General features: G+C 67.8%; 9 protein-coding genes and 1 pseudogene. 9 read left to right on the plus strand and 1 reads right to left on the minus strand.

All coding sequences use genetic code 11. The features are described from left to right. Positions 1–37: 37 nt before the first annotated feature. Positions 38–325: pseudogene (locus tag FFS27_RS19440) on the plus strand (collagen-like protein); the annotation flags it as partial. Positions 326–363: 38 nt separating this feature from the next. Here the strand turns inward: FFS27_RS19440 and FFS27_RS19445 are convergent. Beyond that, entirely contained in the window at positions 364–828 is a 465-nt protein-coding gene (locus FFS27_RS19445) for a CopD family protein (protein WP_003082024.1), read from the minus strand. 129 nt (positions 829–957) lie between these two features. Between FFS27_RS19445 and dinG the strand changes: the two genes are divergently transcribed. The 8 genes from dinG to FFS27_RS19485 all read left to right on the plus strand — a co-directional run. After that, positions 958–3,102: an ATP-dependent DNA helicase DinG gene (gene dinG, locus FFS27_RS19450; RefSeq protein ID WP_003086351.1), complete on the plus strand. Its 2,145-nt coding sequence runs from the start codon at positions 958–960 to the stop codon at positions 3,100–3,102. Between the two features lie 78 nt (positions 3,103–3,180). Further along, complete coding sequence (locus tag FFS27_RS19455) at positions 3,181–5,454, plus strand: beta-agarase (protein WP_021264416.1); 2,274 nt, start codon at positions 3,181–3,183, stop codon at positions 5,452–5,454. Between the two features lie 109 nt (positions 5,455–5,563). After that, entirely contained in the window at positions 5,564–6,709 is a 1,146-nt protein-coding gene (locus tag FFS27_RS19460) for an EstA family serine hydrolase (RefSeq protein WP_003086355.1), read from the plus strand. 205 nt (positions 6,710–6,914) lie between these two features. Continuing rightward, positions 6,915–7,796, plus strand: a complete 882-nt coding sequence (locus FFS27_RS19465; RefSeq protein WP_003108672.1) for an OmpA family protein — start codon at positions 6,915–6,917, stop codon at positions 7,794–7,796. Positions 7,797–7,894: 98 nt separating this feature from the next. Continuing rightward, positions 7,895–8,542 (plus strand): pyridoxamine 5'-phosphate oxidase, encoded by a 648-nt coding sequence (pdxH, locus tag FFS27_RS19470; RefSeq protein ID WP_003108674.1) that lies wholly within the window; start codon positions 7,895–7,897, stop codon positions 8,540–8,542. Between the two features lie 7 nt (positions 8,543–8,549). After that, on the plus strand, positions 8,550–9,662 hold the full coding sequence (locus FFS27_RS19475; RefSeq protein ID WP_137952156.1) for a CdaR family transcriptional regulator: 1,113 nt from the start codon (positions 8,550–8,552) through the stop codon (positions 9,660–9,662). A 159-nt stretch (positions 9,663–9,821) separates the two neighbouring features. Further along, entirely contained in the window at positions 9,822–11,180 is a 1,359-nt protein-coding gene (locus FFS27_RS19480) for a GntP family permease (RefSeq protein WP_015503357.1), read from the plus strand. Positions 11,181–11,221: 41 nt separating this feature from the next. Then, the coding region (locus FFS27_RS19485) for a glycerate kinase (RefSeq protein ID WP_137952157.1) at positions 11,222–11,704 on the plus strand (483 nt) is incomplete at its 3' end.

Raw genomic sequence — 11,704 nt, forward strand, 5'->3', positions numbered from 1 at the left:
TTCGGAATGTGTATAAGAGAGAGGGTGTATAAGAGACAGGCTGAAAGGTGGCGACGGCCAATCCGGAAGCGACGGCGGTCCGGGCGGGGCGGGCGGTCGGATTCGTCTGGAAGTGCCGGGCGATTTTCCTCTGGAGCGCTTGCAAACCCGTCTGCAAGGCGGCGTCGGCGGCGCCGGAGGCAAGGCCGGCAAACCGGGTGCGGCGGATAACGCCACCGGTTGCTGGATCTACTCGGTGGATGCCGGTCGTGCGGGGCGCAGCGGAGAGGACGGCGCGAACGGCGCCAACGGCAGCGACGGCAGCCTGGACGTCGTGCGCTTCTGAGGAGAGGCCGGCAGCACGGCTGCCGGCGCATCGCCGGTTCAGAGGCTCGGGCGTGCCGCTACCAGGGCTATCAGCAACAGGCCGAGGAGCAGGTTGAAGCCGACGGTGCGGCGGATCTTCCCCAGCGCCTGCCCGCCTGCCGGCCAGTCCTGGGCCTGCACCGCGCGGCGCAGTTCCGGCACTTGCAGCGCCTGCACCCGCAGGAACAGTGCCAGCATGGCGACGTAGAGCCCCATCATTACCTGTACGTAGCGCGGCGCGCCGGCGAAACCGTTGAAGCTCAGGTGCAGCATGCCGACGCCGCTGATCGGTAGCAGGATCACCGCCGCCCAGACCCAATGGAAGAAACGGCGGAACACCTCCAGCCACAGGCCCAGGCGGGCTGGGGCCTCCAGCGCGGCGACGGCCGCCGGACGAAGTATCGTCCAGGCGAAGAACATGCCTCCGACCCAGACCAGGGCGGCCAGGACATGCAGGGCGTAGACGAGGGCGTAGGGGGTCATTCGGCGATCTCCGCTGGCGGTTGTGACGAAGCGCGTTATCATAGCCGCCCTGTCGAACCACTGAAAATTTATCCAGCTATGGCGCGCCGGCGGATTCGCCTTCCGCTGCGCGCCGGGCCCAGGAATTCCATGCTCAGCGCCGAACTCAAGTCCCAGATCCAGGGTGCCTACACCCGCTTTCTCGAAGCCAAGGAGCTGAAGCCTCGCTATGGCCAGCGCCTGATGATCGCCGAAGTGGCCAAGGCCCTCGGCGCGATCAAGGAGGACGAGGAGGGGCACCGCGAGGGCGAGCCGGCGGTGGTCGCGGTGGAGGCCGGAACCGGTACCGGCAAGACCGTGGCCTACAGCCTGGCGGCGATCGCCTGCGCCAAGGCCAGTGGCAAGCGCCTGGTGATAGCCACCGCGACCGTCGCCCTGCAGGAGCAGATCGTCCACAAGGATCTTCCCGACCTGCTGCGCAACAGCGGGCTGGCCTTCAGCTTCGCCCTGGCCAAGGGCCGCGGGCGCTACCTGTGCCTGTCCAAGCTCGACGTGCTGCTGCAGGAAGGCCAGGCGCAAAGCGCGACGGCGCAACTGTTCGCCGACGACGGTTTCAACATCGACGTCGACGAGACCAGCAGCAAGCTGTTCAACCAGATGATCGAACGCCTGGCCGGCAACCGCTGGGACGGCGACCGCGACAGCTGGCCGGAGGCGATCGACGACGCGCATTGGGCGCAGCTCACCACCGATCACAGCCAGTGCACCAACCGACATTGCCCGAACTTCCAGCAGTGCGCCTTCTACAAGGCGCGCGAAGGGATGACCAAGGTCGATGTGATCGTCACCAACCACGACCTGGTCCTGGCTGACCTGGCCCTGGGCGGCGGCGCCATCCTGCCCGATCCGCGCGAGACCCTCTACGTGTTCGACGAGGGCCATCACCTGCCGGACAAGGCGATTGGCCATTTCGCCCATTTCACCCGCCTGCGCGCTACCGCCGACTGGCTGGAGCAGATCGCCAAGAACCTCACCAAGCTGCTCGCCCAGCACCCGCTGCCGGGCGACCTCGGCCGCCTGATCGAACAGGTGCCGGAGCTGGCCCGGGAGATCAAGACCCAGCAGCAGTTCATGTTCACCGCCTGCGAAGAGATCGGCGATTTTCGCGCCGGCGAGGACATGGAAGGTCGCGAGCGGCCGCGTCACCGTTTCGTCGGCGGGGTGGTCCCCGAGCATATCCGCGAGATGGGCATCGAGCTGAAGAAAGGCTTCTCCAAGCTGACCGACCTGTTCACCCGTCTCACCGATATCCTCAAGGAGGCGATGGACGGCGAAGGCGCCGGCGGCATCGCCAGCCACCAGGCGGAAGAGTGGTACCCGCTGTTCGGTAGTCTTTTGGCGCGCGCCCAGGGCAACTGGGAACTGTGGACCGCATTCACCTGCGAGGACCCGCAGGACAGCCCGCCGATGGCGCGCTGGCTGACCCTCGCCGAGAGCGGCAGCTTCTACGACATCGAAGCCAACGCCAGCCCGATCCTCGCCGCCGAGACCCTGCGCCGCAACCTGTGGAACGTCGCCTATGGCGTGCTGGTGACCTCGGCGACCCTGACCGCGTTGGGCACCTTCGACCGCTACCGCATGCGCGCCGGCCTGCCGCGCAACGCGGTCACCGCGGTGGTGCCGAGCCCCTTCCACCATGCCGAGGCCGGGGTATTGCGGGTCCCCGACCTCAAGGCGGATCCGCGCAACGCCGCCGAGCACACCGCGGCGATCATTCGCGAGCTGCCGGAACTGGTGAAGGGCGCGCGCGGCAGCCTGGTGCTGTTCTCCTCGCGCAAGCAGATGCAGGAGGTCTTCGACGGTCTCGACCGCGACTGGCGCAAGCGGGTGTTCATCCAGGGCAACCTGTCCAAGCAGGAAACCCTGAACAAGCACAAGTCGCGAGTCGACGACGGTGAGGACAGCGTGCTCTTCGGCCTCGCCAGCTTCGCCGAAGGCGTGGACCTGCCGGGGGCCTATTGCGAACACGTGGTGATCGCCAAGATTCCCTTCGCGGTACCCGACGACCCGGTGGAGGCGGCGCTGGCCGAGTGGATCGAGGCGCGTGGCGGCAATCCGTTCATGGAGATCGCCGTGCCAGACGCCTCGCTGCGGTTGGTCCAGGCCTGCGGGCGGCTGCTGCGCACCGAGCAGGACCGCGGCACCATCACCCTGCTGGATCGCCGCGTGGTCACCCAGCGCTACGGCAAGGCTATCCTCAATGCATTGCCGCCGTTCCGGCGGGAAATCGCCTGACGCGCTGATCTGCGCGGAGGGCTCCAGCCTTCACGTCCGAGCCGCATCGGGAAATTCCCGGCATTTGTCCATGCCGGGATGGAGTTAAGGAAAACAGGCTTCATGATCCGTTCGCGTTGGCATCTTCCCCTGCTTCTCGGCCTGCTCGCGGTGGCCGCGCCGCTGGCGGCGAACGACACCCAGCAGGTGCTGTTCAACTTCGTCAAGCCGATGGCCGTGGTCGGCATCACCCTGGAGGATGCCGACCTGCCCAGCGTGACGGCGGAGGCCACCCCGGAGGGCGACATTCTCCGTCGCGTCACCTTCAGCCCGGCGCAACGGCCCACCTTGCGCATGAGTCCGGCGCAGGGCCGTTGGGACTGGTCCGCAGCGGACTACGTGAGCCTGCGCATCCAGAACGCCATGAGCTGGGACATGACCCTGGAGGTCGCGATCGAGGGCGAGCAGGGCGCGCCGGGGTTGCAGGCATCCATAGAGCTTCCGGCAGGCCCGCCGCAGACCCTGCTGGTGCCGTTGCGGGCGGTTTCGCCAGAGGCTCTGGGCATGCGTGCGGGGCCGCCGATGCCGCAGATGGTCGAAGGCCAGCGGATGCTGCTGGCGCCACGCGTGGAGGGCTCGCTGGACCGCGCCAGGGTCGGGGCGCTGAGCCTGTCCCTGCGCTCGCCGCAAGCTCCCCAGAGCATCCTGCTCGGACGTTTCGGCATACGCGCAGGGAGGGCGGTGGAGCGGAGCATCCTGACCGGCCTGATCGATCGCTATGGCCAGTACAGCCGCGCCGACTGGCCGGAAAAGATTCGTTCCGACGAACAGTTGCGCAGCGCCTATGCGGCCGAGGCCGCACAGCTCCGCGACTGGGAACGGGAGACACCGGCGCGCGACCGTTTCGGCGGCCTGCTGGGTGGGCCGGTGTTCGAAGCCAGCGGCTTCTTCCGCACGGAAAAACGTGGCGGGCGCTGGTGGCTGGTTACTCCGGAAGGACATCCGTTCTGGTCGCTGGGCGTTAATGCGGTGACCGCCGACGGCAGCCGGACCTACGTCGAAGGACGCGAGCCGATGTTCGCCGAACTGCCGGCGGAGGGTGAGCCGCTGGCCGCATTCTTCGGTGAGGGCGACGACCGCCGCGGCGTCGCCGCGCAGGCCGGGCGGCGTTTCGGGCATGGCCGCTGGTTCGATTTCCTCGGTGCCAATCGCCAGCGCATCGCTCCCCAGGCGAGCGCCGACCAGCTCGCCGGCGAATGGCGCCAGCGCACCCTGGAGCGCCTCTCGGCATGGGGTTTCAACAGCCTCGGCAACTGGAGCGATCCGGCGCTCGCCGCACAGGCGCGGATGCCCTACAGCCTGCCGCTGTCGATCGCCGGCGACTACGCCACGGTCAGCAGCGGTTTCGACTGGTGGGGAGCCATGCCCGATCCCTTCGACCCGCGCTTCGCCATGGCCGCCGAGCGCGTCATCGCCATCGCTGCTCGCGACCACCGCGACGATCCCTGGCTGCTCGGCTACTACGCCGACAACGAACTGGCCTGGGCCGGGCGCGACGGCTCGGCCCAGGCGCGCTACGGCCTCGCTTTCGGAGCCTTGAGGCTGTCCATGGACAGTCCGGCGAAGCGCGCCTTCGTCAAGCAATTGAAAGCCAAGTACCTGCGCCATGAGGCATTGGCCCAGGCCTGGGGCATCGAGCTGGCCGCCTGGGAGGCCCTGGAGGCGCCGGGCTACGCGGCTCCGCTGCCGGGCGAGGGGCATCCGGCCATCGCCGAGGACTACAGCGCCTTCCTCCGGCTGTATGCCGACGCTTACTTCAAGACCCTGCGCGACGCCCTGCAATGGCACGCACCGAACCACCTCCTGCTCGGCGGCCGCTTCGCCGTCAGCACTCCCGAGGCGATCACCTCCTGCGCCCGGTATTGCGACCTGCTCAGTTTCAACCTCTATACGCCGTTGCCCGGGCAGGGCCTGGACGACTCCCTGCTGGCGCGGCTGGACAAGCCGGTGCTGATCAGCGAGTTCCACTTCGGCTCGCGGGATCGCGGTCCGTTCTGGGGTGGCGTCAGCGAGGCGGCCAATGAGCGGGCGCGCGGCGACTCCTACCGAACGTTCCTGGAGGCGGCGCTGAAGAGTCCGTATATCGTCGGCGCCCACTGGTTCCAGTACCTCGACCAACCGGCCAGCGGGCGCCTGCTGGACGGCGAGAACGGTCATATCGGCCTGGTCGGGATCACGGGCTTGCCGTTCGCCGGTTTCGTCGACACGGTGCGCCGAAGCAACCTTGCCGCCTTGTCGCGACTGTCGGCGATGGCCAGCTCCATGCCTGCCGTCGAGCCTCCGCCGCCGCGCGAGGATTCAGCCGGTTCATGAGCGCGCATTCACCGCCGCCCGCTTGCGGCGAACCCCTCTTATGTCAGGGTTCACAAGGCCGCCGAGGGCTGGAAGAATGCTCCGACCACTTTCCCACCGGAACTTGCCCATGACGCCCCAAGGCCACTGTGACAGCCGTTTCGCCCCGCTTGCCGAGGCCTTCGCCCGGCTTTTCGACAATCCGCAGGAGCGCGGCGCGGCGTTGTGCCTGGAGGTCGGTGGCGAGACGGTGGTCGACCTCTGGGGCGGCGTCGCGGACAAGGACGGCGAGCAGCCCTGGCAGCGCGACACCATCCTCAATCTGTTCTCCTGCACCAAGACCTTCACCGCCGTTGCCGTGCTGCAACTGGTGGCCGAGGGCAAGCTTGAACTGGACGCGCCGGTGGCACGCTACTGGCCCGAGTTCGCCGCGGCCGGCAAGGCAGCGATCAGCGTGCGCCAGTTGCTCTGCCATCGCGCCGGCCTGCCGGCGCTGCGCAAGCAGATGCCGCCCGAGGCACTCTACGACTGGCAGGCGATGACCGCGGCACTGGCCGCCGAGGAGCCCTGGTGGACGCCCGGCGAAGCGCACGGCTATGCACCGATTACCTACGGCTGGCTGCTCGGCGAGGTGATCCGCCGGGTCGACGGCCGCGAGCCGGGCGAGGCCATCGTGGCGCGTACCGCGACACCGCTGGGCCTGGATTTCCATATCGGCCTGGACGACAGCCAGTTCGGCCGCGTCGCCCACATGGCGCGGAGCAAGGGCAGCCTCGGCGACGCTGCCGCCCAGCGCATGCTGAAGACCATGATGAGCGAGCCATTGGCGCTGACCACCCGCGCCTTCACCAATCCGCCGTCGATCCTCACCAGCACCAACAAGCCGGAATGGCGACGCATGCAGCAGCCGGCCGCCAATGGCCATGGCAACGCGCGCGCGCTCGCCGGCTTCTATAGCGGCCTGTTGCAGGGACGTTTGCTGGAGGATGAACTGCTGGGCCAGTTGGCCCACGAACACGCGGTAGGCGAGGATCGGACCTTGCTGACCCGGACCCGCTTCGGCCTCGGCACCATGCTCGACCAACCGGGCGTGGCCAATGCGACCTACGGACTCGGCCCCAAGGCCTTCGGCCACCCTGGGGCGGGTGGCTCGATCGGCTTCGCCGATCCCGAGCGCGACCTGGCTTTTTCCTTTGTCAGCAACGCCTTGGGGCCGTACGTGCTGATGGATCCGCGGGCGCAACAGCTGGCGCGTGTCGCGGGGGAGTGTCTGTAATCCGTTGGTTAACTTTTAACCGCTTGTCGGCTCGACGCTAAATTTCATTGCCAAATAATGGCTTAGCGACACAATCTAAAGCGTCGTATGAGATAGGGCGTTGCCGGGGCAGTGGATCGACTCCGGCATCGCTGCGATGTGACCGGCGGTTGAGCCGAATGTTCCATCGGGCTCGCCTTCTTTCACTTCCAACGGACCCCGACGTATGAAACTGCTTAAGACCTCGACGCTTCTTCTCTGCATGACCGCCTCCGGCTGCAGCTATTTCCAGACCCAGGATGCTTCCTCGCAGCCAGCCAAGGCTCCGGCCGAGCAGGCTTCCAGCCATTCATGGTGGCCGTTCGGCAAGGACGACGGACAGACCGTCGCCAAGCAGGCCACGGAACAGAAGGCCGAAGCCGAGCATGTCGGCTCCAGCCACTGGTGGTGGCCGTTCGGCAAGGACGAAGGCGGTCGGGACGTAGCCGCCAAGGCTGCGGAGCAGAAGGCCGAGATCGCCGCGGCGAAGAAAGAAGTCGCCGCCGCAGCCGAGCCGAAGGCCGCCAACCCCTGGTGGTGGCCGTTCGGCGCCAGCTCGGCGAGCAAGGCGTCGGGCAAGCCGGCACTGGTCCAGCAGAAGGTCACCAAGGAGTGGCTGGATACTCATGAGAAAGCCCTGCGCGAAGCGATCGCCGGTAGCGAGTTCACCCTCGAACGCCGCGACAACGCATTGATCGTCATCGCCCCCGCCGACTACTCGTTCAATCCCAAGCGCCACACCATGCTGATGCCGATCACCCTCAACCCGCTGGGCAAGGTCGCCAAGATGGCCCAGGCCGATCCGCAGAGCGGTATCCTGGTACTCGGCCATACCGACAGCACCGGCAGCAAGGCGGTCAACGACAAGCTGAGCTTCGAGCGTGCCCAGTCGGTGGCGGCGATCTTCCGCCTCAGCGGCCTGAAAGGCGACCAATTGCGCCTGAAGGGGGTCGGTTCCGACATGCCGCGCGCGGACAACGCCAGCGCCGCCGGCCGCGCCCAGAACCGTCGCGTCGAAGTGCTCTATACCCAGCGCGCCAGCCTGCTGTCCCTGGCCCAGGGCAACTGAGCCGAACCGGGGCAGGGCGCTTGGCGCCATTGTCCCGGATCAAGCGCGAGGCGGAGTCTGCGGTTAAGCTATGGCGCATTTCCCCCTGGAGATGCGCCATGACCCAGTCCCTGGCCGATATGCGCCGCGAGTACACCCGCGATGGCCTCAGCGAGGCCAACGCCCCTAGCGATCCCTTCAGCCTGTTCCGCCAGTGGTTCGACGACGCGGTGAAGACCGAGCGCCTGCCGGTCGAACCCAACGCCATGACCCTGGCCACCGTCGACGCCGACGGCTATCCGCATTGCCGTATCCTCCTGCTCAAGGGCCTCGACGAGCGCGGCTTCACCTTCTTCACCAACTACGAAAGCGCCAAGGGCCAGCAACTGGCGGCCAATCCGCGGGCGGCCATGACCTTCTTCTGGCCGGCGCTGGAGCGCCAGGTGCGCATCGAAGGCAACGTCGAGAAGGTCACTCCCGAGGAATCCGACGCCTACTACCAGGTGCGTCCGCTGGGCAGTCGCCTGGGCGCCTGGGCCTCGCCGCAGAGCCGGGTCATCGCCGATCGCGCCGAGCTGGAACGGCTGCTCGCGGACACCGAGCGGCGTTTCGCCGACCAGCCGCCGAGCTGTCCCGAGCACTGGGGCGGCTACCGTCTCCTGCCGCAGCGCATCGAGTTCTGGCAGGGGCGGCCGAGCCGCCTGCACGACCGTCTCGACTATCGACGCCAGGACGGCGGCTGGTCGCGCGAACGCCTGGCGCCCTGAGTCCTCCATGTTCGAACTGGATTCGACGCTGGCGCAGCACATCGTCGATCGGGCGATGGCGATCCTGCCGCACAACATCAATGTGATGGATGCCCAGGGCATGATCATCGGCAGCGGCGATCCATCGCGCCTGCATACCCGCCACGAAGGGGCGCAACTGGTGCTGGCCAACCGGCGGGTGGTGGAAATCGACGAGCAGGCCGCCGCCTGCCTGCGCGGGGTGCGGCCAGGGGTGAACCTGCCGTTGCTGCACGCCGAGCGGCTGGTCGGCGTGCTCGGCATCACCGGCGCGCCGGAGGTGGTCCGGCCCTATGCCGAGCTGGTGCGGATGGCAGCGGAAATGCTCATGGAACAGCGCCAGATGCAGGACGAGCGACACTGGCAACGCCAGCGTCACGAAGCCTGGTTGCGCCAGTTGCTCGATTCCGGCCACGGCCTCGGGGCGCTGGCGGCCGATGCGGAACACCTGGGGCTGGCCATGCACTGGCCGCGCCAGGCGGTCTTCCTGGAGCTGCCCGAGCATGCCGATCCGCTGCCTTGCCAGGCTCGCCTGCTGGCGGCACTCGGCGGCCGGGCGGAGCACTGGAGCGCGGCGCTGGGCGAGCGCCTGGTGTTCTGGTGCCGGCCGGTAGCCCATGCAGATGCGCTCGAGCACTGGCTGGAGCGCGGCGACGCGCGCGGCTGGGGCGTGGCGCGCCTGTGTGCCGGCGACCCGGCGCACGACCTGGCCGAGCTGCGCGCCTCGGCCTGCGCCGCACGCGACCTGCTGGACTATGCGCGCAGCCGGTTGCCCGGTCGGCGGGTCGTGACCCTGGACGGACACCGCCTCGCCAGCCTGCTGTTCAGCCAGCGCGACAGTTGGCAGGTGCGGCAGCTGCTGGCGCCCTTGCAGCGGTTGCTCGACCACGATCCGCAAGGTTCGCTGGCCGCTACCCTGGAGTCCTGGTGCGCCCATGACGGGCACGCCCAGGCCTGTGCCCAGGCGCTGGGAATCCATCGCAACAGCCTGCGCTACCGACTGGAGCGCATCGCTTCGATCAGCGGGCTCGATCTCGCTCGCCTGGAGCACCGCCAGCAATTGTTGCTGGGGCTGCAATTGCTCGTTCCGCGCCGCGGGTAACGGGCGGATCAATCGATTCACTGTGCAGTCGCACAAAATGTTCCCCTTCCAGCGCCGTCTTCCTCTGGCCGTTGCACAAGGCGTGGCCGGTCCCGACGGAGCGAAAATGACCCGCCCCTGGGCGCCCATCCCACACCCATAACAACAAGGAGGCGGCTCATGACCCTGGTCCTGATCCTGCTGGCGTTGATCGCCTTTATCGTCCTGTCCACCACGCGACTCAAGCTGCACCCGTTCCTCGCCCTGCTGGCGGCCGCGCTGATCGCCGGCTTCGCCTACCAGGTACCCACGGCGGAAATCGTCAAGACCGTTACCGGCGGCTTCGGCAGCATCCTCGGCTACATCGGCATCGTCATCGTGCTCGGCACCATCATCGGGGTGATCCTCGAGCGCAGCGGTGCGGCGATCACCATGGCGGAAAGCGTGATCCGCCTGCTCGGCGAACGCTTCCCGACCCTGACCATGTCGATCATCGGCTACCTGGTGTCGATCCCGGTGTTCTGCGATTCCGGCTTCGTCATCCTCAACTCGCTGAAGAACGCCCTGGCGGCGCGGATGAAGATATCCACCATCGCCATGAGCGTGGCCCTGGCCACCGGTCTCTACGCCACCCACACCTTCGTGCCGCCGACCCCGGGACCGATCGCCGCGGCCGGCAACCTCGGCCTGGACGCCAGCCTTGGCCTGGTGATCGCGGTCGGCCTGGTGGTCGCCTTCGTCACCGCGATGGCCGGCATGTGGTGGGCCAATCGCTTCGTCGGCAAGGACATTCCCCTGGTCGACGACGGCCAGGTCGTCCAGACCGAAGAGGATTTCAGCGAGCTGCGTGCCCGCTACGGCAAGCTGCCCAGCGCGACCCAGGCGTTCGCGCCGATCTTCGTACCGATCCTGTTGATCTGCCTTGGCTCGGTCGCGGTATTCCCGAGCAAGCCGCTGGGCGAGGGCGTACTGTTCGCCTGCCTGAACTTCCTTGGTCAACCGGTGATCGCCCTGCTGGTCGGCCTAGCCCTGGCCTGCACCCTGCTCAAGGGCCAGAGCAAGCGCGAGGAGTTCCATGAGCGCGTGGTGGAAGGCATCCAGTCGGCCGCGCCGATCCTGCTGATCACCGGCGCCGGCGGCGCCTTCGGTGCGATGCTGAAGATCACTCCGCTCGGCGACTACCTGGGCAGCACCCTGTCCGCGTTGGGCATCGGCCTGTTCATGCCGTTCGTGGTGGCGGCCGCGCTGAAGACCGCACAGGGCTCGACCACCGTGGCGCTGGTCACCACCTCGGCGCTGGTCGCTCCGCTGCTGCCGCAGCTCGGCCTGGACAGCGAGATGGGCCGGGTGCTGACGGTCATGGCGATCGGTGCCGGGGCGATGACGGTGTCCCACGCCAATGACAGCTTCTTCTGGGTGGTCACCCAGTTCAGCCGCATGACCGTATCCACTGCCTATCGCGCCCAGACCCTGGCGACCCTGGTCCAGGGTATCGCCGGTATGCTCGCGGTATGGCTGCTCAGCCTTGTGCTGCTCTGATTGAAGCGGGGCCGGGGACTCCCGGCCCTGTGAGGTGACTGATGAAAATCGTGATTGCTCCTGATTCGTTCAAGGAAAGTCTGTCAGCGCCCGACGTCGCCGAGGCTATCGCCCGCGGTTGGCGGCGAGTCTTCCCGCAGGCCGAGGTGTTGCTGCGGCCACTGGCGGACGGCGGCGAAGGCACGGTCGATGCGGTACTCGCCGCCACCGCCGGCGAACGTCGCGAATGCCGGGTGGAAGGCCCGCGCGGTGAGCCGACCCTGGCGCACTGGGGCTGGCTGGACGACGCCACCGCAGTGATCGAAATGGCTTCCGCCAGCGGCTTGCACCTGGTTCCGCGCGACCGCCGCGACGCCACGCGCAGCAGCAGCCGTGGCACTGGCGAGCTGATCCGTGCGGCGCTGGACGCCGGGGCGCGGAAGATCATCCTCGGCCTCGGCGGCAGCGCTACCAACGATGCCGGCGCCGGCCTGCTGGGCGCGCTCGGCGTGCGTTTCCTGGCTGCCGACGGCGAGGAACTGGCG

The organism is Pseudomonas sp. 2VD (genome assembly GCF_005503585.1).
Taxonomy (GTDB): domain Bacteria; phylum Pseudomonadota; class Gammaproteobacteria; order Pseudomonadales; family Pseudomonadaceae; genus Pseudomonas; species Pseudomonas aeruginosa.